Genomic DNA, 23,584 nt, shown 5'->3' on the forward strand with positions numbered 1-23,584 from the left:
GGGGCCCAGACACCGCAGCTACGCTCAGTACGCTCATCGCGGTGGACCCGTCAGTACCCGGAGGTGGCCGATCGTGACCGTCCGTAGCTCCTTTGTCGTAGTGGCGAACCGTCTGCCGGTCGACGAGGTGAGCACACCCGAGGGACGGCAGTGGCGACGCAGCCCCGGCGGGCTCGTCACCGCGCTGCATCCCGTACTCGCCGAGCACCAGGGCACCTGGGTCGGCTGGGCCGGCGGCACCGGCCCCGCGCCCGAGCCGTTCGACCTGGAGGGCATCCGGCTGCACCCGGTCCCGTTGAGCGCCGAGGAGTTGGAGCGCTACTACGAGGGCCAGTCCAACGCGACGATCTGGCCTCTCTACCACGACGCGGTCGAGACACCGGCGTACAAGCGTCGCTGGCGCGAGGCGTACCGGCTGGTCAACGCCCGGTTCGCGGAGGCCGCAGCCGACGTGGCGGCCGAGGGCGCGACGGTCTGGGTGCAGGACTACCAGCTCCAACTGGTGCCGGCCATGCTCCGCGAGCTGCGCCCGGACCTGCGGATCGGCTTCTTCCTGCACATCCCGTTCCCGCCGATCGAGCTGTTCATGCAGATGCCGTTCCGTACCGAGCTGCTGCGCGGGCTGCTCGGCGCGGACCTGGTGGGCTTCCAGCAGCGACTGGCCGCGCAGAACTTCGTCCGGCTGGCCCGGCACCTGCTCGGGCTCCGCTACGAGGGTCAGATGATCCAGGTCGACGGTCGGCAGGTGAAGGCGGGCGCCTTCCCCATCTCCATCGACACGCAGGAGATGGAGCGGATGGCGGCCGACCCGGCGATCCAGGCGCGGGCGAAGCAGATCCGCGCCGAACTGGGCGACCCGAAGACGATAATCCTCGGCGTGGACCGGCTCGACTACACCAAGGGCATCGAGTTGCGCCTCAAGGCGTTCCGCGAGTTGCTGGCTGACGGAAAGTTGACAGTTCCGGACGCCGTTATGGTGCAGGTGGCCACACCGAGCCGCGAGCGCGTCGAGCACTACCAGGCACTACGGGTCAAGGTGGAGCGCGAGGTTGGTCGGATTAATGGCGAATTCGGCCGAGTCGGCGTGCCTGCCGTGCATTACCTCCATCAGTCGTACAGTCGCAGTGAACTGGCCGCGATGTACGTTGCTGCGGACGTGATGATGGTGACCCCGCTGCGAGACGGCATGAACCTCGTGGCCAAGGAGTACGTCGCATCCCGTGCCGACCAGGGCGGTGCGCTCGTGCTCAGCGAGTTCGCTGGCGCCGCAACGGAGCTGCGCCAGGCATTCCTATGTAACCCGCACGACCCGGACGCGGTGAAGGACGCCCTGCTCCGGGCCGTGCACGTGGAGAAAACCGAGGCACGCCGCCGGATGCGGACAATGCAACGTCACCTGCGTACCCACGACGTGGGGCACTGGGCCAAGTCTTTCCTCTCCGAACTGGGAGTTTCCGAGGCGGAGGCCGCGTGAACACGGCCGTCAACGACGGAACGGCGGTCGCAACCGGGGTGATGGACCCCGAACTGCGCGCCGCCATCGGCCGGATCGCCCGGGTTCCGCAGCTCCTGATCGCCTGCGACTACGACGGCACACTCGCGCCGATCGTGGAGGATCCCAGCACCGCCGTACCGCTGCCCGAGTCGGTGGCCGCGATCCGCGCGCTCGCCGCCCTGCCGCAGACGAGTGTGGCCGTGGTCTCCGGCCGCGCGCTGCGCGACCTGGCCGCGCTCTCCCGACTGCCCAGCGAGGTACACCTCGTCGGCAGCCACGGCTCCGAATTCGACATCGGCTTCGTCGAGCGCCTCTCCCCCGAGCTGGTCGCGGTCCGCACCCAGGTGCGCAACGCGCTGCGCGAGATCGCCGCCGAACACCCGGGTATCCGGCTGGAACGCAAGCCGGCCAGCGTCGCGGTGCACACCCGGGGCGTCGACCCGCAGGTCGCCGCCGCCGCCATCGAGGCCGTCCGCAACGGGCCGGCCGCCTTCGACGGCGTCACCGTGACGCAGGGCAAGGAGGTCATCGAGCTGTCCGTGGTGGCCACCCACAAGGGCACGGCCGTCGACCAGCTACGGACCCAGCTCTCGGCGAGCGCGGTGCTCTTCATCGGCGACGACGTCACCGACGAGAACGCCTTCGGCAACCTGCACGGACCGGACCTCGGCATCAAGATCGGCCCGGGCGAGACCAAGGCCGGCTTCCGGGTGGCCGAACCCATCGAGGCCGCCCGCGCGCTCGGGCTGCTGCTGGAGACCCGCCGGCACTGGCTGTTCGGCGAGCGGGCGGTGCCCATCGAGCGGCACTCCATGCTGGCCAACGGCCGTACCGTCGCGCTGCTCACCCCCGAGGCGAAGGTGAGCTGGCTCTGCCACCCCAAGCCGGACTCGGCGGCGATCTTCGCCGACCTGGTCGGCGGCAGCCCGGCCGGTCACTTCAGCATCGCCCCGGAGCGGGGCGGCATCCCGCTGGGCCAGCGCTACCGCTCCGGCACGATGACCGTCGAGACCCGGTGGTCCGGGCTGACCGTCACCGACTGGCTGGACAAGCCGGCCCGCGAGACCACCCCGGACGGCCCGGCCGTGGTCACCGGCGACTCGACCCTGGTCCGGGTCCTCAGCGGCAACGGCCGGGTCCGGGTGGAGTTCGCACCGCGCCCCGAATTCGGCCAGGTCGCCGTGCAGTTGCAGCCCGTCGGCGACGGCCTGCTGGTGCTCGGCTCGAACGAACCGGTCGCCCTCTACTCCCCCGGGGTGGAGTGGCAGGTCAACAACGACGGCGGGTACGAGACCGCCAAGGCGGTCGTCGACCTCTCCGCCGCGGGCGGGCAGGTCGTGCTGGAGCTGCGCTTCGGCACGCACAGCCTGGAGCACCACCGGGTGCCGATCCACGAGCGGCAGGCCGCTGCCGAGCAGCCGTGGAAGGACTGGGTGGCCTCGCTGCGGCTGCCGTCCACCTCCCGTGACCTGGTCGCGCGCAGCGCCCTCACCCTGCGCGCGCTCTGCCACGAGGCCACCGGCTCGATCCTCGCCGCCGCCACCACCTCCCTGCCGGAGGAGTTGGGCGGCGTCCGCAACTGGGACTACCGCTACTGCTGGCTGCGCGACGCCGCGCTGACCGCCCGCGCGCTCGTCGACCTCGGCTCCGTCGAGGAGGCCGAGGCGTTCCTCCGCTGGGTGGACGGCTGCATCGAGCGCACCGGCGGTCACCCGGAGCGGCTGCACCCGCTCTACACCATCGACGGGTACGAGCTGGGCGCCGAGGCGGTCATCGACACGCTGCCCGGGTACGCCGGCTCCCGGCCGGTCCGGGTCGGCAACCTCGCCAACCACCAGCTCCAGCTCGACGTGTTCGGCCCGATCGCCGACCTGATCGCGGCCGTCGCCGACGCCCGGGGCTCGGTCCGCGACGACGAGTGGCGGGTCCTGGAGAACATGGTCGAGGCGGTCCGCCGCCGCTGGCACGAGCCCGACCACGGCATCTGGGAGGCGCGGCTGCCACCCCGGCACCACGTCTTCTCCAAGGTGATGTGCTGGATGACCGTCGACCGGGCGCTGCACGTGATGCGTCAGCACGGTGGCGAGGACCGGCCCGAGTGGACGGACCTGCGCGACCGGATCGGCGCGAACGTGCTGGAGCACGGCTGGCACGGTGACGTCGAGGCGTACAGCGTCGCCTACGGGGACGAGGACATGGACGCCTCGTCGCTCTGGATCGGCCTCTCCGGCCTGCTCCCGGGCGACGACCCGCGCTTCCTGTCCACCGTTCTGAAGATCGAGGCCGACCTGCGCAGCGGCCCGGTCGTCTACCGGTACCACTGGGACGACGGCCTGCCCGGCCGCGAGGGCGGCTTCCACATCTGCACGGCGTGGCTGATCGAGGCGTACCTGCGCACCGGTCGCCGCACCGACGCGGAGGAGCTGTTCGCGCAGATGGTGCTGACCGCCGGCCCGACCGGTCTGCTCCCCGAGCAGTACGACCCGCTCGCCGAGCGCGGCCTGGGCAACCACCCGCAGGCGTACAGCCACCTCGGGCTGATCCGCTGCGCCCTGCTGCTGGACAACATGCTCAAGCAGTAAACGATCGTGAGTTCGACGACGGGCCGGAGCAGCGCTGCTCCGGCCCGTCGTCGATACGGCAGGTGCCGGTAACCCGAGCGCCGCCGTCACCACCCTCGCGCGCGCCCTCCGCGCTGCTTCACTCCGCGCTGCTTCACTCCGCGCGTCCTTTGCTCTGCTTCACTCCACGCAACACAAACACCTGCTCGGTGTTGCGCGGGTTGAAGCAGAGCAAAGGACGCGCAGGAACCAGCCGGTCCCCGCCGCTGGAGCCGCCGGAGCCGAGCCGGTCAGCCGTCGAGCGCGCCCACCACGTCGCCGACCACGACGACGGCGGGTGGGCGGACGTCCGCCGTGTGCACGTCGGCGGCGACCGCGTCGAGCGTGGAGCGCAGCACCCGTTGGGCGCCTGTGGTGCCCTCCTGGACGACGGCGGCCGGCGTCTGCGGCGGTCGACCGTGCGCGATCAGGGTGGCCGTGATGGCGGCGAGGTTCTTCAGCCCCATCAGGATCACCAGGGTGCCGCGCAGGCCGGCCAGGGCGTCCCAGCGCACCAGCGACGCCGGTGAGTCGGGCGCCACGTGCCCGGAGACCACGGTGAACTCGTGTGCCACCCCGCGGTGGGTGACCGGTATGCCGGCCGCCGCGGGTGCGGCGATCGAGCTGGTCACCCCGGGTACGACGGTCACCGGTACGCCGGCCGCCGCGCAGGCCAGCAACTCCTCGCCGCCCCGGCCGAAGACGTACGGGTCGCCGCCCTTGAGGCGTACCACGAACGCGCCGGCCAGCGCGCGGTCGACCAGGATCTGGTTGATCTCCTCCTGCGCCCGCGAGGGGCCGTAGGGGATCTTCGAGGCGTCCACCAGCTCGACGTCGGGGCGCAGCTCGTCCAGGAGCAGGCCGGGCACCAGCCGGTCGGCGACCACCACGTCCGCCTCGGTGAGCAGCCGCCAACCCTTCACGGTGATCAGCTCCGGGTCCCCCGGGCCGGAACCGACGAGAGCCACCCGTCCGCCGGTCGCACCTGCCGCACCTGTCGTCCCGGTTGCGGCGTCGGCGGGGCTCTGCGGCGGGGCACTCTCGTCAAACCCCGAGCGCACGGCCAGCAGGTCGCGGATGGCGTCGCGGACGCTCATCGCCCGCCGAGGGTCACCTCCGCCGAGCACCGCCACGGTGACCGGCCCCTGCCGGGTCACCGCCGGAGTCCAGGCGGTGGCGGCCGCCCGGTCATCGGCGCGTACGCAGAAGATCCGCCGCTCGGCCGCGACGGCGCTGACCGCGGCCGCCGCGATCGGGTCGTCGATCGCCACCTGGACCAGCCACGCCCCGTCCAGGTCCTCGGGCACGAAGCGGCGCGGCGCCCAGCGCAGCCGACCCGCGTCGACCCGGGCCTGCAACGCCGGGGTCAGCTCCGGTGCCACCAGTAGCACGTCCGCGCCGGCGTCCAGCAGCGCCGGCACGCGCCGGGTGGCGACCGCGCCGCCACCCACCACGACCACCCGCCGCCCGTCGAGCCGCAGACCAAGGGGGTACGGGTTCGCGCTCATCGAGCACCACCCGACCGCTCGTTGGACGCGGTCACTTCTCGGCCACGCCGGCCGAGTCGAACGTGGCCACCTCGTGCAGCACGCGGACCGCGCCGGTGACCACCGGCAGCGCCAGCAGTGCACCGGTGCCCTCGCCGAGGCGCAGCCCCAGGTCGATGAGCGGGTCGAGGCCGAGGTGTCGCAACGCCACCGTCGCGCCGGGTTCGGCCGAGCGGTGTCCGGCGACCATGGCGGCGACCGCGTCCGGCGCGAAGGCGGCGGCGGCGAGCGCGGCGGACACCGCGATCACCCCGTCCAGCAGGACCGGCGTACGACGGGCGGCGGCGCCCAGGATCAGCCCGGCCAGGGCGGCGTGCTCCAGTCCGCCAACGGCGGCGAGGACACCCAGCGGGTCGGCCGGGTCGGGTGTGTGCCGGGCCAGCGCGGCCCGCACCACGGCCACCTTGTGGGCGTACGTCGCATCGTCCACACCGGTGCCCCGACCGGTGGAGTCGAGCGGGTCGGCACCGGTGAAGGCGGCGATCAGCGCGGCGGCCGGGGTGGTGTTGCCGATGCCCATGTCCCCGGTGAGCAGGATGCCGGCACCGGCGTCGATCAGCTCGTCGGCGACCCGGATGCCGGCCGCGACCGCCGCGAGCGCCTCGTCCCGGGTGAGCGCGGCGGTCACCGCGAGGTCCCGGGTGCCCCGGCGTACGGACGCGGAGACCAGCCGGGGCGCGGCCGGGTCGGTCGGTGCGGTGGGCGCGGGCAGCGGGTGGGCCACCCCGACGTCGACGACGGTGACCGACGCGCCGGCCTGCCGGGCGAACGCGTTGACGACGGCGCCACCGGCCAGGAAGTTGCCGATCATCTGCGCGGTGACCTCCTGCGGCCAGGGCGTGACACCCTGGGCGTGCACCCCGTGGTCGCCCGCGAAGATCGCCACAGCGGCGGGCTCGGGCACCGGGGGCGGGCAGGTCCCGGCCAGCCCGGCGAGGCGTACCGACAGGTCCTCCAGCAGGCCCAGCGAGCCCGCCGGCTTGGTCAGCCGGCCGTGCAGCTCACGGGCGGCGGCCATCGCCGCCTCGTCCGGTGGCCGGATCGCCGACGTCGTGGTCTCCAACATCATGCCTCCATGATCTCGCGCAGCACCGTGATGAACGCGTCGGTGGTGTCTCGGTCGCGTACCGCGACCCGCAGCCAGTCCGGGCCGAGCCCGGGGAAGGTGTCGCCGCGGCGGACCGCCCAGCCCTGCTCGCGCAGGGCGGCTCGTACCCGGGTCGCGTCGGGCAGGCGCAGCAGGACGAACGCGCTGGCGGGACGGCCGGCGACGCGTACGCCGGGCAGGTCGGACAGGCGGGCGACCAGGTGGTCGCGGTCGGCGGCGAGTTCGGCGGCGATCGCGCGTTCGGCCTGGACCGCGACGGGCGTGGCACAGGCCTCGGCGGCGGCCAGCGCGGGCGTGGAGACGGCCCAGAGCGGCTGGACGGCGGCCAGGCGGGACAGCAGGGCCGGATCGCCGAGCAGGTAGCCGATCCGCAGGCCGGCCAGACCCCAGGTCTTGGTGAGGCTGCGCAGGACGAGCAGCCCGGGCAGGTCGCGCCGCTCGGCGAGCGACTCCGGTTCGCCGGTGTCCGCGCCGCCCGTGGTGTCGGCGAACGCCTCGTCGACGACCAGCACCCGGCCGGGACGGGCGAGCGCGGCAATGGTCCGCGCGGGGTGCAACACCGAGGTCGGGTTCGTCGGGTTGCCGATCATGACCAGGTCCGCGTCGGCGGGCACCACGGACTCGTCGAGGCGGAAGCCGTCGGCCGGGTCCAGCAGGACCCGCTCGACCGGGTGCCCGGCGGCCCGCAGCGCCGCCTCCGGCTCGGTGAACTGCGGGTGCACCACCACGGGCCGGCGCACCCCGCGCAGCGCCTGGGCAATGAGCACGAAACCCTCGGCGGCCCCGGCGGTGAGCAGTACCTCGTCCGGGTGACGTCGGTGCCGGGCGGCGACGGCGGCCCGGGCCGGGGCCGGGTCCGGGTAGCGGGCCAGGTCGGTGAGGGTGGCGGCGATCGGATCGGCCAACCAGGCCGGCAGCGGCGCCCGGCGGACGTTGACGGCGAGGTCGACCAAACCGGCGCTGGCCTCGGCGTCGCCGTGGTGCGCCAGGTCGGGCTCGCCGTCGACGAACGGCGACACCCCGCACGGCTGATCACGCATGTCCGCGATCCTGCCGGGAAGGCGGCCGGCGGGACAGTCGATGTCGACGTAAGCCATGTCACCACCTCGCGGGTTTATGAGTTCTTCTCATGTATGAATCGGAAATGTCATAACTTGGCCACGTGAGCAACCGACCCCTTGCTGCCGCTGGTCGTCTCGTTCCTCTCCTGCGCGCCGGGCTCATCGCCGGCATCGTGATCGCCGCCGCCGCCTACCCGCTGGTCGCCCTCACCGGGCTCGGCGCGAAGGCCACCGCCCACGCCACGGAGCAGAAGACCCGGCTGCTGACCAGAGCCCTGCCCGCCGAGACCTCCTACCTGTACGCCCCGGACGGCAAGACCGTGCTGACGATGTTCTACGAGGAGTACCGGCAGTACACGAAGCTGTCGGACATGTCGCCGAACATCCAGCAGGCGATCGTCGCCGCCGAGGACTCCCGCTTCTACCAGCACCACGGCGTCGACCCGAAGGGCGTAGCCCGCGCCTTCGTGGCCAACGCCCACTCCAGCGGGGTGTCCCAGGGCGCGTCGACGCTGACCATGCAGTACGTCCGGATGGCCCTGCGGGACAGCGCCACCACCCCGAAGGAGGTCCAGGAGGCCACCCAGCAGACCAGCCTGCGCAAGGTCAAGGAGATGCGCATGGCGCTGGACCTGGAGAAGGAGCTGAGCAAGGAAGACATCATGGAGCGCTACCTGAACTCGGCGTACTTCGGTCACCGGGCGTACGGCATCTACGCGGCCAGCGAGATCTTCTTCTCCAAGACCCCGAAGGACCTCACCCCGGTCGAGGCGGCCACCCTCGCCGGGCTCGTCAAGTCCCCCTCCGAGTACGACCCGGCCGACTCCGACCAGAAGGAGGCCACCGGGCGGCGCAACTACGTCCTGGACCGGATGAGCCAACTCGGCTACATGTCCCCCGACTCGGCCGCCGCCGCGAAGTCCGAGCCGATCCGGCTCAAGCTCACCACGCCACCGAGCGACTGCGCCTCGATCATCGACAAGTACCAGAGCTGGGGCTTCGCCTGCGACTACGTCAAGAACTGGTGGAGCGCCCAACCCGCGTTCGGCAGCAACCGCCTCGAACGGATGGACAAGCTACGCCGGGGCGGCTACCGGATCGTGCTCAGCCTCGACCCCAAGGTCCAGGAGGCGGCCGAGAAGAACGTCGGCGCGAAGGAGGGCACCGGCAGCCCGTTCGCCAACGGCATCGTGGTCTCCGAGCCGGGCACCGGACGGGTCAAGGCGATGGCGGTGAACCGGAACTACTCCCTGGACCTGGCCGACAATCCACCCAGCTCCAATCCCGAGGCCGGGCCGAAGGTGAAGGCCAACTACCCGAACACGGTGGCGCCGCTGCTCGGCGGCGGTGACCTGCCCGGCTACCAGGCCGGATCGACGTTCAAGATGTTCCCGATGCTGGCCGCGCTGGACTCCGGCATGACGCTCTCCACCTCGTTCAACGCCCCGTACCGCTACAAGTCGTCCGTCTACGACGGCTGGGCGCCGTCGAACGCCAGCGGCGCGATGACCGGCCAGCAGACCATGTGGTCCGGCTTCGGCAAGTCCGTCAACACGTACTTCGTGTGGCTGGAGGAGAAGGTGGGCGCGGAGAAGGCGGTCCGGCTCGCCGAACAGCTCGGCCTGCGCTGGCGCACCGACGTCGACCGGGAGCAGGCGTCACCCGGCAAGGCCAACAAGTGGGGCGCGTTCACCCTGGGCGTCTCCGACGCCACCCCACTGGAGATGGCCAACGCGTACGCGGCCATCGCGGCCGACGGCCGCTACTGCGAGGCGATACCCGTGCAGGCGATCATGAACCGGGACGGCACACCGGCCACGTACGCCACCCCGGGCGGCATCCAGCGCGAGGTGGCCAAGCCCCGCTGCCGCCAGGTGGTCAGCGCCGACGCCGCCCGCGCGGCCACCGACGCCGCCCGCTGCCCGACCGGGGACACCCCGGCGCGCGGAGGCTGCGGCGGCTGGTCGACGGCCGACAGCGTCCGGGGTACGGTCGGCCGCCCGGTCGCCGGCAAGACGGGTACCACCGACAGCACCCGGTCCGCCTGGTTCGTCGGGTACACACCGGAACTGGCTGCGGCGAGCTTCATCTCCGACCCGGACAACCCGTTCAACGCGGTCGGCGACGGGCAGTCCCAGATCCCGATCGCGGCGGTGGCACAGACCCTGCGGGACGGCCTCAAGGGCACACCGACCCGCCAGTTCACGCCACCCTCGGACGCCATCGTGGGGTGACCGCGCAGCTTCGCCTGGTGGCGGCGGGTCAGCGCAGGTCCGCCGCCACGAACGACCAGAGTTCGAGGTCGACCCGGCCACCGCCGACGAAGCCGGCGTTGCGCAACAGGCCCTCGTAGGTGAAGCCGGCCTTCTCGGCGACCCGGCGGGACGCCAGGTTGCCGGGCGCGACCCGCAGCTCCACCCGCTGGAAACCGTGCTCCAGGATCAGCGCGATGGCCACCGCGTCCACCGCCTCGGCGGCCAAACCGAAGCCCCGGGCGTGGGGGGCCATCGCGTAGGAGACCTCGGTGAGGCGGGCGCCCCAGTCGGTACGCCGGGTCCAGAGGGAACCGACCACCTGGTCGTCCTCCCGGCGGATCACCGCGTAGTGGTCGCCCTCGCCGCTGTCGCGTCGCTGCCGGGCCAGGTCGGTGCACCAGGCGTGCCCGTCGATCGGGCCGGAGTCGTCGGGCAGCGGCAGCCAACGCCGGGTCAGCTTGTCGGCGAAGATCTCGCCGGCCGCCGCCGCGTCGGCCGCGGTGAGTTGACGCACCTCCGTACGCGGGGTGGAGACGGTCAACGCCGGAAACCGGCGGACCGCCACCTGACCGATCACGCCGGCACCACCGGCGGTGACACCGCCTCGGCTGCTGGCTCGCCCACCGCCGCGGCCACCACCCGCGCGGCGGTCGCCGGATGACCGGCCCAGTGCAGGGTGAGCTGCGAGGCGTGCACGTTGCGCCAGACGAAGCCCTCCGGCGTGCCGCCGTCCCAGCTCCACGCCGGCCGCTGACCGGCGCGCGGGGTGAGCACCGCCCGGTGCTCCTTGTGCCCGACGACCTTCGTGCCACTCGCGGCGACCACGCTGTCGGTCCCGGCGGTCGCCTCCCGGTAGCCCACCACGAGACCGTCGCGGCTCACACCCACCGCGTCCAGCACACCGCACATGGGCAGCCCGTCCAGCTCGCGGGCGAGCCAGAGCAGGCCGGCGCCCTCGGCGACCACCGGCCGGCCGGTACGCGCCAACTCGGCCACCGCGATGCAGAGCCGACGGTTGGCCGACAGTTGCTCGGCGTACGCCTCGGGCAGCGCGCCGCCGACGACAAGCGCGCGGGTGCCGACGGGCAACGCCTCGTCGCGCAGCGGATCGACGGTGACCACCTCGGCGCCGGCCGCCGACAGCAGCTCTGCGGTCTCCGGGTGGCTGAAGCTGCCACCCGGGCCGCCCGCCACCGCGACCAGCGGACGCTGTGCCGGCACGACCAGCTCACCGAGCGCGTCCCCCGGCGACCAGGCCACCGCCGGCAGGGGCGGAGCGGAACGGGCCAACCCGAGCAGGCGTTCCAGGTCGACGGTGGCGGCGACGGCCTCACCCAGTCGACGCACCGCACGGACCGCGTCGGCCGAGGCGTCGACGACCGGCGCGACCCCGTGCCGGCGGGACGGCAGCACGGCCGGCAGGTCCTGGCGGCGCAGCGCGCCGTAGACGGGCACACCCACGTCGTCCAACGCCTCGCGCAGCATGCCCTCGTGCCGCGACGACGCCACCCGGTTGAGGATCACCCCGCCCAGCCACAGCTGCTCGTCGTACGAGCGGAAGCCGTGCACCAGCGCGGCCACCGACTGACCCATCGCGGCCACGTCGACCACGAGCACCACCGGGCTGCGCAGCGCCGCCGCGGCGGCGGCCGTGGACTCCTGTTCGGGGCGGCCGCCCACCGAGTCGTAGAGGCCCATGCTGCCCTGCACGACCGCGAGACCGGCACCGGCGGCGCCGTGCGCGACCAGCGGGGCGAGCCGGTCGACGCCGACCAGCCGGGGGTCGATGACCCGGCCCGGTCGGCCGGCGGCGAGACCGAGGTACGCGGCGTCGACGTGGTCCGGGCCGAGCTTGAACCCGGCGACGTCGACACCCCGCTCGGCCAGGGCGGCGAGCAGCCCGATCGCCAGCGCGTTCTTTCCGTGCCCGGAGGACGGCGCGCTGAGCACCAGGCGCGGCACGACGGTCATCATCGACTCCTCGCGGGCGGCGGCGGGTACGCGACGGACAACCGAGGAGGTCGATCCGTCGGCGTGACGATACTCGCCCGCGCCGACGGGCGAGCACCGCCAACCGGGGGTCGGCGGACCGTCCCGGCCCGGTCGCGGTGAGTGGCCCCGGTCATACGGGTAGCCTCGGTGCCGTGTACCGGTTCCTGCTGAGCCCACGCTGGTTGGGCGCCCTCGCGTTGACGCTGGTCGCCGCCGCCGTCATGGTGTGGCTCGGCAACTGGCAGCTGGACCGCTACCGAGGTCGGACCGAGATCAACGAGCGGATCGACGCGGGCGAGCGGATGGCCCCGGCGCCGCTGTCCGACGCGTTCCGCCCGCCGGCCGGCGGCCCCGGCACCGCCGGCCCGGCCCCCGCGAAGGACCGGGTCTGGACCCGCGTCACCGCGACCGGCCGGTACGACACGTCGAACACCGTCCTGGTCCGGGGCCGGACGGTCGACAGCCGGGTCGGCTTCGAGGTGCTCACCCCACTCGTGCTCGCCGACGGCACCGCGCTGCTGGTGGACCGGGGCTGGATCCCGCCCGCGCCGGGCGGCGCGACCGCCCAACCGTCGGTACCCACCCCGCCCGGCGGCGACGTCACGGTCAGCGGCCGGGTGCACGAGACCGAGAGTGGCGCCGGTACGGTGGACCGCCGCGACGGGCGGCTGGAGACGCGCCGGATCGCCGTGCCGCGGCTGGCCCGCGAGCTGCCCTACCCGGTCTACGGCGGCTATCTCCTGCTGGACGAGCAGACCCCGGCCGCCGACCCGGCGTTCAAGGCCGTACCGGTCGGGCACACCAACAACTGGCAGAACTTCGGCTACGTCGTGCAGTGGTGGCTCTTCGCCGCGATGGCGATCTTCGGCTACGGCTGGGTGGCCCGCCGTGAGGCACGCCGGGCCGCCGGCCTCGGTGGCGCGTCAGCCCCGCTGGACCGGGCGGCTGAGCCGACGCCCAGCGCCTCCGCCTGACCCCCGCCCTGCCAGGCTGGGCCGGCGTCAGCCGGTTGCCCGGCCGGCGTGGATGGCACGGACAGCGTCGATGGTGTCGGCCTCGGCGGCGGACTTGTCGTCCCGGTAGCGCACCACGCGCGCGAACCGCAGCGCCATCCCACCGGGATAGCGGGTGCTCGTTTGCACCCCGTCGAACGCGATCTCCACGACCTGCTCGGGGCGCACCCGGACCACCCAGTCGCCGCGCTCGACGGCCAGGCCGAGGAACCGCTCGGTCTGCCAGCGCAGCAGCTCGTCGGTGAGCCCCTTGAACGTCTTGCCGAGCATCACGAAGTCGCCCGTGCGCGGGTCACGGGCGCCGAGGTGCAGGTTGGAGAGCCAACCCTTGCGCCGCCCGCTGCCCCACTCCACGGCGAGCACCACCAGGTCGAGGGTGTGTCGGGGTTTGACCTTGACCCAGGCCGCCCCACGACGGCCGGCGTCGTAGGGGGCGTCCGGCGCCTTGACCACCACGCCCTCCTGGCCCGCGTCGAGGGCGGCGGCGAACGCCGCGCCGGCCTGCTCCGGACCGTCGACCGCCATCCGTCCGACCAGCAACGACGCGTCCACCGCGCCGGCGAGCGCGGCCCACCGCTCGTGGCCGGGCAGGTCGATCAGATCCTCACCGTCGAGGTGCAGCAGGTCGAAGAAGTACGGGGTGAGCACCGTCGTGCCGGTGCTGGCGGCGGCCGCGAGCACCGCCGGGGCGACCGGGGTACGGCCGGTGGTGCTCGGTGTGGTGCGTCGGGCGGCCCGGCTGGAGGTCTGTTGGAACGGCAGCGGGCGGCCCGTCTCGTCCAGCCCGATCGCCTCCCCGTCGAGCACCAGCTCCCGACCGGGCAGGGCGCGCACCGCCGCGACGACCTCGGGCACCCGGCTGGTGATCTCGTCGAGGCTGCGGGTGAACACGGCGATGTCGGCGCCGGAGCGGTGCACCTGGATGCGGATGCCGTCGAGCTTCACGTCGACCACTGCGGGCGTGCCGGTCGCGGCCAGCGCCTCGTCGACCGAGGGGGCACTCTGGGCGAGCATCGGCGCGAGCGGTCGGCCGACCCGCAGGCCGAAGCCGGCAAGCTCGGCGGCCCCTCCGCGCAGCGCGGCCACCGCCACGGCGCGCAGGTCACCGGCGAGCAGCAGGGCACGGCGTACGGTGGCGACCGGCACCTCGGCGGCCCGGGCCACGGCGTCGGCGAGCAGCCCGGCCTGCGCGCCCTGGCGCAGTTCACCGCCGAACAGGCCGGTCAGCAGCCGTTGCTCGTCGGCGGTGGCCGCCCCGTAGAGGGCGCCGAGCAACGCGCGACGGCGGGCCTGCGACCCCGAGCCCTGCACAGCGGCGATCTCAGCGATGGCCGCGTCGACGGCAGCCACGGTCAGCGTCGGCTCGGCGGCCGGCGTGGGCAGGTCACGCAGGCTCGCGTAACCCACGCCGGTCTGGCGTTGCCGCAGCTCACCGGCGAGATAGCCGGCGCCGGGCTCCACCTCGGCCGGGTCGAGCCGGCGCAGCGCGTCGGCGAGCAGCTCCACCTTGGCCCGCCGGCCGCTGGTGGCGCCCACGGCGGCGGAGGTGGCCGCCAGGTCGATGAACCGCACGAGACTCATCCTGCCAGTCACCTCCGACACCGCCCGGACATTGCCGTGCCCGGGCGGTGTCGGCGCGGGGCCGCGACCCCGCGGGGCCCTGCTGTCCAGGGCACCGAGGGGTGGCGGGAATCAGGCGGAGACGGGCTCCTCGATGCGCAATCCTCGGGCGCGGACCTCACCGGCCACCCGGGAGAGCACCGAGTCGAGGGCGACCAGGGCGGCGGAGAGCTCACCGAGCTGCTCGTTGAGCGTCTCCTCGGACCACGCGGAGACGTCGACGTCCCCCAGTGCGCTGACGGCGGCCCCCAACCGGGCCATCACCTCGTTCGTACTCATGTTCGAAAGCCTATAACAATCCCATCGGCGACACGCCGTAAACGCGCAGATCAGACGCAAACTTGCCGTTATCACTCCGCCGCGGCGGCCACCTTGCCCAGCAGCAGCGCCTCGGCGAGGCAGACCTTGGCGAACTCGCCCAGGTGCAGGCTCTCGTTGGGGCCGTGCGCGCGGGCGTGCGGGTCCTCCACGCCGGTCACCAGGATCGCCGCCTGCGGGAACATCTCCTGGAACGTGGCGATGAACGGGATCGAACCACCGATGCCGATGTCCACCGGCTCGGTGCCGTCCCAGGCGGCCTTGAACGCCGAGCGGGCGGCGTCGAACATCGGTCCGGACGCGTCGATCACGCACGGGTCGCCGTCGTGCTCGATGGTGACCGTCACCTGCGCGCCCCACGGCGCGTGCTTCTCCAGGTGGGCGCGCACCGCCGCGTACGCCCGCTTGGGGTCGTCGCCCGGGGCGAGGCGGACGCTGAGCTTGGCCTTCGCGGCCGGCACCAGGGCGTTCGGCGCCTCACCGGTGGCCGGAGCGTCGACACCGAGCACGGCCACCGCCGGCTTGGTCCAGATCCGGTCGGTGATCCGACCGGTGCCGATGAACTGCACACCCTCGGCCAGCCCGGCCTCGGCGCGCACCCGGTCCTCCGGGTAGTCGACAGTCGCGCCCTCGCGACTCACGAGGCCGTCCACCGCCACGTCACCGGCATCGTCGTGCAGGGTCGCCAGCAGCCGGACCAGCGCGGTCAGCGCGTCCGGGACGGCACCGCCGAACATGCCGCTGTGCACGGCGTGGTCCAGCGTGCGCACCTCGACGAAGCAGTTGACGATGCCGCGCAGCGAGGTGGTCAGCGCCGGTACGCCGATGTCCCAGTTGCCGGAGTCGGCGATCACGATGACGTCCGAGGCGATCTCGTCGCGGTGCTCGACGAGCAGCCGCTCCAACGAGTCGGAGCCGAACTCCTCCTCGCCCTCGATGAACAGCACCACACCGACCGGCAGGGCGTCCCCGTACGCCCGCAGGGCCGCGACGTGCGCCATGATGCCGGCCTTGTCGTCGGCGGCACCCCGGCCGTACAGGCGACCGTCGCGCTCCACCGGCTCGAACGGGTCGGACTCCCACAGCGACCGGTCGCCGACCGGCTGCACGTCGTGGTGGGCGTAGAGCAGCACGGTGGGTGCCCCGGGCGGAGCCGCGCGACGGCCGATCACGGCCGGCTGCCCGCCGGAACGCACGATGTCGACGTCCAGGCCGCAGCCGCGCAGCAACTCGGCGACCGCCTCGGCGGAACGCTCGACGTGCGAGTGGTCGAAGCCGTCGAAGGCGATGCCGGGAATGCGGACGAGGCGTTCGAGGTCGGCCCGTACGCCGGGCATCTCCCGCTCGACGGCGGCCCGCACCTCGGACTCGGACATGATCGGTGAGGTCATGACCGGCATCGTATGCCGGCCTTACCCAGGCCTGCCGGCGGAGCCCGTACCCGCTGTGGGGACCCGCACGAAGTAGCGCAACGCGTCGAGCAGCAGCGTCGGCGCGCCGTCGACCACCAGGTCGGCGTGCGCGACGGTGTCGTCGGCGGTGAAGTGCGTCCGCTCACCGGCATGCCAGCGACGCAGCTCCGGCAGGATCTCCGGCCCGTCCCGTTCGACCGCGCGGGCCAGCCGCAGCGGCGCGGGCGCGGTCACGAAGACGGCGAGCGTCAGCTCCGGCCGGACGACGGCACGGGCGGCGCTGACCCCCTCCACGATCAACACCGGCGTCACCGGCACCGGCACCGGGCGGGGCAGGAAGGACCGCCGCACCCAGCTGTACCGCCGGTACGCGCCCGGCTCACCCTCGCGCAGCCGGGCCAGCACGTCGCCGTCGAGCCGCGGCCAGAAGGTGAGCTGGTCGTCCCAGCCGTCGAGCAGGTCGTCGGTGTGCACCACCGGCGGCCGCCCGCCGGGCAACGCCGCCAGGGCATCCGCGAGGTGCGCCGCGAACCGGCTCTTGCCCGCGCCACTCGGCCCGTCGACGGCCACCAGCCGGGTCCGTCCCAACCGTGCCGGGCCCGCGAGCACCCGGCGCGCGACCTCGGCGTACGCCTCGACGACCGCCACCGGTGCCACCTGCGCGGCGGAACACCCCGTCGGCCCGCCGTCGTCGTCCGGGTGGCGAAGGGTGCCGGGGTCACGCAGCGGCGGGCCCTTGCGGCCGAGCGGTCCCCTGGCGACGAGTCCGTACACGACCGCAGTATGCGCGGCCCCGCTCCGACCCGCGCCCGCCGGGCCAGACCGGTCCGGCCGGCCCGGTCGGGCCGATGATCGACTCGATTTCAAGGATGTCGGGGTGTCGCGCCGACGGGGACGCCCCGACATCCTTGAAATCGAGTCGATCACGGCCGACTGGGCGGTGTGACACGTCCGGCTGAGGCCGTCAGGGGCGGCCATTCTCACGTCCGGGGGATTTGGGGTGGCGACGGGTGACGGGCCGCCCGTTCGGCGCGCGAGCCGGGAGTCGAGTCGGCATCATCGGGTGGTGCTCCGAGACGTGATGAGCCCCGGCATCGACGCCCTACTCGAACAGGCCCGCGCCGGGCTGCACCGACTGACTCCACAGCAGACCGTCGAGGCGGTCCGCGGTGGCGCTCTGCTTGTCGACACCCGTACCGACACGCAGCGCCGCGAACAGGGTGACCTTCCCGGGGCGGTCGTCATCGACCGCACGGTGCTGGAGTGGCGGCTCGACCCGGCCAGCGCCTGGCGCATCCCGGAGGCCACCGCGTACGACCGGGAGATCATCGTGGTGTGCCGCCAGGGCTACAGCTCCAGCCTGGCCGCCGCCAGCCTGCAGACCCTCGGGTTGCGCCGGGCCACCGACATGATCGGCGGCGTCGACGCGTGGCTGGCCGCCGGCCTGCCCACCACCGACCGCCCCGCCGACATCCGCCTCTGACCCGCCCGCCACTCCAGCCCCGCCGATCATGGGGTTGTGGTGGGGGACGTAGGGGGACCATTCCTGGCGTATCAGGCACCACAACTTCATGATCGACGGTGGAGGCGGGGGTCAGGAGCAGCCGTGCCGCTGTCGACGCTGGAGGCGGTCGGTCCGGCGCGGGGGTGGCGCGTTCAGGTGGGCGGGGCGCCGGGTGGGATGAAGGGGAGAGCCTCGGGTGCGCCGGTCTCGATGAGCCGCCAGAGCGCGTCGGTGTCGAGGTGCTCCTCGACGAGGTCGCCGAGCAGGTCGAGCGAGCGTTCCCGGGCGGCGGCGAAGCTGGTGGCCGGCGCGACCTGAAAGCCGGTACGCCCGGCCAGCCGCGCCGCCTCCGTGAGGAACCAGCGGCGGAAGCCGTCGGACTCGAACGCACCGTGCCAGTGCGTGCCGTGCACCGGGCCGAGCACCGCTCCCTCGCCCGCGCCGTCGGCCCCGGTCAGCAGTGGGGGCAACGCCGGGTCGGCCTGCGAGACGTACCCGTGGTGGATCTCGTAGCCGCGGACCGTCACGTCGCCGGGGCCGGCGCCCACCGACTGCCGGACGGTCTTGCGGGGGTCGAAGGTGATCTCGATGGGCAGCAGACCGAGCCCGGGTACGCTGCCCTGCCGACTCTCGACCGGGTCGTGGATGGCCCGGCCGAGCATCTGGAACCCGCCGCAGAGGCCGAGCAGCGGCTTGCCGGCTGCCGCGTGGGCGGCGACCGCGTCGGCGAGACCGGTCTCGCGCAGCCAGGTCAGGTCCGCGACGGTCGACTTCGAGCCAGGTAGGACGATCACGTCGGCGGAGGCCAGTTCGGCCGGCTCGACGGTGAGGCGTACGCGGACACCCGGCTCGGTGGCGAGCGCCTCCACGTCGGTGGCGTTGCTGATGCGGGGCAGCCGGACGACGGCCACATCCAGCCATTCGGTGCCGTGTGGGGCTGCGGGTCGCCCGAGTACCCGGCCGTAGGCGAGGGAGTCCTCCGCGTCGAGCCACAGGTCGAGCGACCACGGCAGCACCCCGTACGTGGGACGGCCCGTCACGTGACGCAGCATGTCCAGCCCTGGCTGGAGCAGGCCGAGGTCCCCCCGGAACTTGTTGATCACGAAGCCGGCGACCAGGGCCTGGTCGGCCGGGTCGAGCAGGGCCACCGTGCCGAACATCGACGCGAAGACGCCACCCCGGTCGATGTCGCCGACCACGATGGCGGGCAGGTTGGCGTGCCGGGCGAGCCCCATGTTGACGTAGTCCCCGGCCCGCAAGTTGATCTCCGCTGGGCTGCCCGCGCCCTCACAGATCACCACGTCGTACGCGGCGCGCAGCTCGGCCAGCGCCGCGTACGCGGTCTCGGCGAGCCGGGGTCGCAACTGCCGGAAGGTGCCGGCGGTGATCGTGTCGACCGCTTCGCCGAGGAGGACCACCTGACTGGCGAGGTCACTGCCCGGCTTGAGCAGCACCGGGTTGAAACGCAGGTCCGGTGCGAGCCCGCACGCCGCGGCCTGCATGGCCTGGGCGCGGCCGATCTCCCCACCCCGCCCGTCCGGCCCGACGACGACAGCCGAGTTGTTCGACATGTTCTGCGCCTTGAACGGCGCCACCTTGACGCCCCGCCGGTGCAGCCAGCGGCAGATGCCGGCGGTGAGCACGCTCTTGCCGGCGTCCGAGGTGGTGCCGGCGACCAGCAGCCCGCCGCTCACCGCCCGCTCCCCCGCCCCGTCACGGCGCGCAGGCCCCGCCGCGCGGCTGCGCCGGTGAGGCGACCGACGGTCAGCGGGTAGGCGGCGGCCAGCCCGAGAGCCGCCAGGCCGACGGCCCCGGAGATGCGCGCCGCCCGCTTGAGGTGTCGCGCCTCGGGACGGGGTCCGTCGCCCAGGAACGGGCGGACCTCGGAACGCCCGAAGTACCTGTTGCGGCCACCGAGGCGGACGCCGAGCGCGCCGGCCATCGCCGCCTCGCACTGGCCGGCGTTGGGGCTCGGGTGGTCGTTGCGGTCTCGTCGCCACACCCGCCAGGCGCGCTCCCGGTCGCCGTGCGCCACCGGAGCGACGGCGATGGTGAGGAGCCCGGTCAGCCGGGACGGCACGAGGTTGAGTAGGTCGTCCAGGCGGGCGGACGGGGTGCCGAACCGGGCGTAGCGCTCCGACCGGTGCCCCACCATCGCGTCCAGCGTGTTCGCGGCGCGATAACCCAGCAGGCCGGGCAGGCCGGCGACCGCACCCCAGAGCAGCGGGGCGACCACCGCGTCGGAGGTGTTCTCCGCGACCGACTCGACGGTGGCCCGGGCCAACTCCGACTCGTCCAGGGTCGACGGGTCCCGGCCGCACAGGTTGCCGAGGCGCTCCCGGGCGGCGGGCAGATCGCCGCCGCGCAGCGTCCGACCCATGATCGCGGCCTCGCGCCGCAGGGTGCGTCCGCCCAGCACGGTCCAGGTGCCGGCGGCGACGAGGACCGCGCGGCTCACCGGCCGGTGTCGGGTGGCCACCGCGGCGACCACCCCGAGCGCCACCGGACCGCCGACCGCCAGCGCGGTGAACGCCGCCCCGGCGGTCCGGTCCGGCCGGTGCAGGCGACGTTCCAGAGTGCCGGCCAGCTGACCGAACCCGGCGACCGGGTGCCACCGGCGAGGGTCGCCGAGCAGCCCGTCCAGCGCGTAACCGGCCACCAGGCCCACCGCGTTCGCCACCGGTGCTGTCCGTCGCACGCTCACCACCCCCGGCCGGCCAGCCTAGACGAGCACCGCACGAGCCAGCCGCGGCCGCCGTACCCCATCGAACTCTCCTCTGCCCGTTCTGCCCACGCGGGGTGACGACGCCGACCGCGCCGCCACCCCGCCCCCGTCGTGCCACCGACGCGAACCGACCTCTCAGGCGTCCGCTCCGCCGCCCCGGGAACGGACGCTCACGCCGGCTGCGGAACCCGACCCCGGCCCCGCCGCCCCCGACCGGACGCCGGGACGTCCGGCTGACCTTCGTCGGGCACCGGCCCCAACTCGTCGTCGGGGTCGCCCTCCGGGTCGGTGTCGTCCGCCGCCGCGAGGGCCAGCCCGTCGTCGTCCAGCGACGCCGGAACGGCACCGATGCCGTCCAGGGAGGAGTCGAACGGACCGCGACCCAGTGCGCCGGTACGCGGCGCGGCGTACTCGGGCAGCTCGAAGTCGTCGTCGAGCGGACCGTCGTCGGGCAGCGCCGGCGCCTCCTCGGCGGGTACCGACTCGGTGGGCTCGCCGTGCACGCGGCTCTGAGTGGCGGCGTCCTCGACGGTGCTGGTGGTCATGGTCGGCCGGTTGCGCAGGAAGCGGGCACGGCCCCGGGAGAGGTCGTGGCCGACGGCGACCGCCTCCAGCTCGTAGAGGGTGCGGTGGGTGCCGGCCTCGTCGACCCAGTCGCGGGTGTAGAGCCGACCGCAGACCACCACCGGGTCGCCGACCATCACCGACGCGGCGACGCCCTCGGCGAGCTTGCGCCAGCAGTTGACGCGGACGCGCAGCGAGTTCCCGTCGACCCAACGGCCGCTGTCGCGGTCGAGTCGGCGGGCGGTGGAGGCGACCTTGAAGTTGGCCACCAGCGTGTTGCTCTCCTTGGTCCGGCGCCACTCGGGCGCCGTCAAGATGTTGCCGACGATCGTGACGTACGTGTCGAACATCGTCCCTCCAGGGGATCCGGGGTCTGCCAGCGCGAGTCGACTCGGCATCGAGCCTGTGCGATGTCGACGGCCACCGCCAGCGCCGCCACCTCGACCTGTGGACAACGGCCCACCTGTGGACAACGCCCTGATCAAGCCCTGTTGTGGTACGGCCGACCCACCCGAGCGGCCAATGGCGGTTCCGGAGCCGACCGAACTGGGTATGGATTTGATCAACGCACCACCGACAAGCTCCACGTCGACGAGAGGTCAGCACCATGACGATCACTACTTTCGGCTCCGCGACCGTTTCCGAGGTGCGGCGATGAGCGCCGTGACGAACCCGGCGACCGTGGGTGAGTGCCTGCGGGTCGGCGCGGGGTTCTCGCAGGGCGACCGCAACTGGATCGCCGAGCAGTTCGCCACCCTCGACGCCCGGCTGGCCGGTTTCCACGCCGACGCCACCGAGCTGGAGGTGTCGGTGAAGGACCGGGAGGCGCGGGGTCAGAAGGTCACGCTGGAGTGCTGGATCGCCGGCCGGCAGAAGATCGTCACCACCTCCACCGAGGAGGACCTGCACGCCGCCCTCAACGACGTCCGCGACGACCTGCGGCGGAAGCTCAACGACGCCAAGACCCGCCAGGAGCCGCGTAACAACAAGCACCTGCGCGACATCCCCCAGCCCCAGGGCGAGACCGACCCGATCGACGAGGACCCGGCCCGCGCCGACGCGGAAACCGCCTGACCCCCTCATAACCTGGTCGATCATGGAGTTGTGGTGGTCGTTATACCCCCTAAATCTTTTTCGCGGGGCACCACAACTCCATGATCGACGCGGAGGCGCGGGGCGGGCGCGGGCGGGGGCGCGGGGCGGGCGCGGGCGGGGGCGCGGGGCGGGCGCGGCAGGAACGGGCGCGCCGCGCGGGAGCGTGGGCGGCGGGCTACCGTCGGGTAGGGCTGGCGGCGTAGCGTCGTGGTTGTGGAACCGGACGTGTTGGGGCCGCCGTACGAGCGGCAGACGATCGACCTGGGCACCGACGAGGAAGGTCCCGTTGTCGCGACCCTGGTCCGGCGGCGGGCCGAGCGCCCCACCCGGCGGGCGGTGCTCTACGTGCACGGGTTCGTCGACTACTTCTTCCAGACCCACCTGGCCGACTTCTTCGCCGAGCGTGGTTGGGATTTCTACGCGCTCGACCTGCGCAAGTACGGGCGTAGTCTGCTCCCGCACCAGACACCGAACTTCTGCCGTGACATCAGCGACTACTTCCCCGAGCTGGACGCCGCCGCCGAGATCATCCGCGACGAGGACGAGCACGACACCCTGCTGGTGATGGGCCACTCCACCGGCGGCCTGATCATCTCGCTCTGGGCGGACGCCCGCCGCGACGCCGGCATCGTCGACGGCCTGGTCCTCAACAGCCCCTTCTTCGACCTCAACGCTCCCTGGGTGGTCCGTCGACCCCTCGCGGCCGCCGTCGCTCGGCTGGGCCGCAGGGCGCCGCACCGCGTCCTGCCGTTGGGCCTGGGCACGGTGTACGGCGAGAGCCTGCACGCCGACCACCGCGGCGAGTGGACCTATGACCTGGCCTGGAAGCCGCTGGCCGGGTTCCCGGTGCGGGCCGGCTGGCTGAACGCGATCCGTACCGGTCAGCGTCGGCTGCGCGCCGGACTGGACATCCCGGTGCCGGTGCTGCTGGCCTGTTCGACCCGTTCCTTCCGGGGCACGAAGTGGCACGACAACGCCACCCTCGCCGACGCGGTGCTGGACGTCGGGCACATGGTCAAGTACGCGCCCCGCCTCGGCCAGCACGTCACCCTGGCCCGCTTCGACGGCGGGTTGCACGACCTCACGCTCTCCGGCCCGGCCGTACGCGCCAAGGTCTTCGACGAGGTGGGCCGCTGGGCCGAGGCGTTCCTGGCCGCCGGCCCCACCGCTCCGGCCGACGACGATGCCGACACCGACGTGCCCACGGTGCCGCAGAGCCGCCGCCCGTCGACCGACACCGCGGAGGCAACGGCGGTCGGCGACTGAGCGGTCGAG

Annotated in this window: 19 protein-coding genes; 7 read left to right on the forward strand and 12 right to left on the reverse strand. The window is 73.3% G+C overall.

The features are described from left to right. Window positions 1-73 precede the first annotated feature (73 nt). Both ACN269_RS13510 and otsB read left to right on the forward strand, forming a co-directional pair. Window positions 74-1,474 carry an alpha,alpha-trehalose-phosphate synthase (UDP-forming) gene (locus tag ACN269_RS13510; protein WP_421472778.1) on the forward strand — a complete coding sequence of 467 codons (1,401 nt, stop codon included), beginning with the start codon at window positions 74-76 and terminating at the stop codon, window positions 1,472-1,474. Between the two features lie 41 nt (window positions 1,475-1,515). Beyond that, entirely contained in the window at window positions 1,516-4,077 is a 2,562-nt protein-coding gene (gene otsB / locus ACN269_RS13515) for a trehalose-phosphatase (RefSeq protein WP_421476319.1), read from the forward strand. A gap of 269 nt (window positions 4,078-4,346) precedes the next feature. Here otsB and cobA read toward each other — a convergent pair whose 3' ends face one another. The 3 genes from cobA to cobC are packed head-to-tail and all read right to left on the reverse strand — an operon-like array spanning window position 4,347 to window position 7,790. Then, window positions 4,347-5,603: a uroporphyrinogen-III C-methyltransferase gene (cobA, locus tag ACN269_RS13520; RefSeq protein WP_421472779.1), complete on the reverse strand. Its 1,257-nt coding sequence runs from the start codon at window positions 5,601-5,603 to the stop codon at window positions 4,347-4,349. A gap of 31 nt (window positions 5,604-5,634) precedes the next feature. After that, window positions 5,635-6,708, reverse strand: a complete 1,074-nt coding sequence (cobT, locus tag ACN269_RS13525) for a nicotinate-nucleotide--dimethylbenzimidazole phosphoribosyltransferase (RefSeq protein WP_421472780.1) — start codon at window positions 6,706-6,708, stop codon at window positions 5,635-5,637. Beyond that, window positions 6,708-7,790 (reverse strand): Rv2231c family pyridoxal phosphate-dependent protein CobC, encoded by a 1,083-nt coding sequence (gene cobC / locus ACN269_RS13530; RefSeq protein ID WP_421472781.1) that lies wholly within the window; start codon window positions 7,788-7,790, stop codon window positions 6,708-6,710. The genes cobT and cobC overlap by 1 nt, the downstream gene beginning before the upstream one ends. Window positions 7,791-7,912: 122 nt before the next feature. On the opposite strand from cobC, the gene ACN269_RS13535 reads away from it, so the two are divergent. Beyond that, a complete protein-coding gene (locus ACN269_RS13535) occupies window positions 7,913-10,045 on the forward strand; it encodes a transglycosylase domain-containing protein (protein WP_421472782.1) in 2,133 nt (710 codons plus the stop codon). A gap of 28 nt (window positions 10,046-10,073) precedes the next feature. Here the strand turns inward: ACN269_RS13535 and ACN269_RS13540 are convergent, their stop codons facing one another. Together ACN269_RS13540 and ACN269_RS13545 are read right to left on the reverse strand one after the other, a co-directional pair. Then, entirely contained in the window at window positions 10,074-10,643 is a 570-nt protein-coding gene (locus ACN269_RS13540) for a GNAT family N-acetyltransferase (protein WP_421472783.1), read from the reverse strand. Next, window positions 10,640-12,037 (reverse strand): cobyrinate a,c-diamide synthase, encoded by a 1,398-nt coding sequence (locus tag ACN269_RS13545; RefSeq protein WP_421472784.1) that lies wholly within the window; start codon window positions 12,035-12,037, stop codon window positions 10,640-10,642. Before ACN269_RS13545 ends, ACN269_RS13540 begins: the two co-directional genes overlap by 4 nt. 173 nt (window positions 12,038-12,210) lie before the next feature. Here ACN269_RS13545 and ACN269_RS13550 point away from each other — a divergent pair, with 173 nt between their 5' ends. Further along, the gene (locus ACN269_RS13550) at window positions 12,211-13,032 is read left to right on the forward strand and encodes an SURF1 family protein (RefSeq protein ID WP_421472785.1); all 822 of its coding nucleotides are present in this window, start codon (window positions 12,211-12,213) and stop codon (window positions 13,030-13,032) included. 27 nt (window positions 13,033-13,059) lie between these two features. On the opposite strand, the gene ACN269_RS13555 is transcribed toward ACN269_RS13550, so the two are convergent. From ACN269_RS13555 to ACN269_RS13570, 4 genes are all read right to left on the reverse strand, one after another. Continuing rightward, window positions 13,060-14,652, reverse strand: coding sequence for an ATP-dependent DNA ligase (locus ACN269_RS13555; RefSeq protein WP_421472786.1), 1,593 nt, complete (start codon window positions 14,650-14,652; stop codon window positions 13,060-13,062). 111 nt (window positions 14,653-14,763) lie between these two features. Further along, window positions 14,764-14,970: a hypothetical protein gene (locus ACN269_RS13560; protein WP_278148708.1), complete on the reverse strand. Its 207-nt coding sequence runs from the start codon at window positions 14,968-14,970 to the stop codon at window positions 14,764-14,766. Window positions 14,971-15,041: 71 nt separating this feature from the next. Beyond that, window positions 15,042-16,385, reverse strand: a complete 1,344-nt coding sequence (locus ACN269_RS13565; RefSeq protein WP_421476321.1) for a dipeptidase — start codon at window positions 16,383-16,385, stop codon at window positions 15,042-15,044. 36 nt (window positions 16,386-16,421) lie between these two features. Next, complete coding sequence (locus ACN269_RS13570) at window positions 16,422-17,195, reverse strand: uridine kinase family protein (protein ID WP_421472787.1); 774 nt, start codon at window positions 17,193-17,195, stop codon at window positions 16,422-16,424. A 307-nt stretch (window positions 17,196-17,502) separates the two neighbouring features. Here ACN269_RS13570 and ACN269_RS13575 point away from each other — a divergent pair, with 307 nt between their 5' ends. Continuing rightward, the gene (locus tag ACN269_RS13575) at window positions 17,503-17,904 is read left to right on the forward strand and encodes a rhodanese-like domain-containing protein (RefSeq protein WP_355052319.1); all 402 of its coding nucleotides are present in this window, start codon (window positions 17,503-17,505) and stop codon (window positions 17,902-17,904) included. A 173-nt stretch (window positions 17,905-18,077) separates the two neighbouring features. On the opposite strand, the gene ACN269_RS13580 is transcribed toward ACN269_RS13575, so the two are convergent. The 3 genes from ACN269_RS13580 to ACN269_RS13590 all read right to left on the reverse strand — a co-directional run bounded on the left by ACN269_RS13580 (window position 18,078) and on the right by ACN269_RS13590 (window position 21,564). Next, window positions 18,078-19,619, reverse strand: a complete 1,542-nt coding sequence (locus ACN269_RS13580) for a cobyric acid synthase (protein ID WP_421472788.1) — start codon at window positions 19,617-19,619, stop codon at window positions 18,078-18,080. After that, a complete protein-coding gene (locus ACN269_RS13585; protein WP_421472789.1) occupies window positions 19,616-20,623 on the reverse strand; it encodes a cobalamin biosynthesis protein in 1,008 nt (335 codons plus the stop codon). Before ACN269_RS13585 ends, ACN269_RS13580 begins: the two co-directional genes overlap by 4 nt. A 197-nt stretch (window positions 20,624-20,820) precedes the next feature. Continuing rightward, window positions 20,821-21,564, reverse strand: a complete 744-nt coding sequence (locus ACN269_RS13590; protein ID WP_421472790.1) for a single-stranded DNA-binding protein — start codon at window positions 21,562-21,564, stop codon at window positions 20,821-20,823. 304 nt (window positions 21,565-21,868) lie between these two features. Between ACN269_RS13590 and ACN269_RS13595 the strand changes: the two genes are divergently transcribed. Together ACN269_RS13595 and ACN269_RS13600 are read left to right on the forward strand one after the other, a co-directional pair. Then, window positions 21,869-22,288, forward strand: coding sequence for an HPF/RaiA family ribosome-associated protein (locus ACN269_RS13595; protein WP_421472791.1), 420 nt, complete (start codon window positions 21,869-21,871; stop codon window positions 22,286-22,288). Between the two features lie 234 nt (window positions 22,289-22,522). Further along, window positions 22,523-23,575 carry an alpha/beta hydrolase gene (locus ACN269_RS13600; RefSeq protein WP_421472792.1) on the forward strand — a complete coding sequence of 351 codons (1,053 nt, stop codon included), beginning with the start codon at window positions 22,523-22,525 and terminating at the stop codon, window positions 23,573-23,575. The last annotated feature ends 9 nt before the right edge of the window (window positions 23,576-23,584 follow it).

The organism is Micromonospora sp. WMMD736 (assembly GCF_049179015.1).
In the GTDB taxonomy this organism is placed as follows: Bacteria; Actinomycetota; Actinomycetes; order Mycobacteriales; family Micromonosporaceae; genus Micromonospora.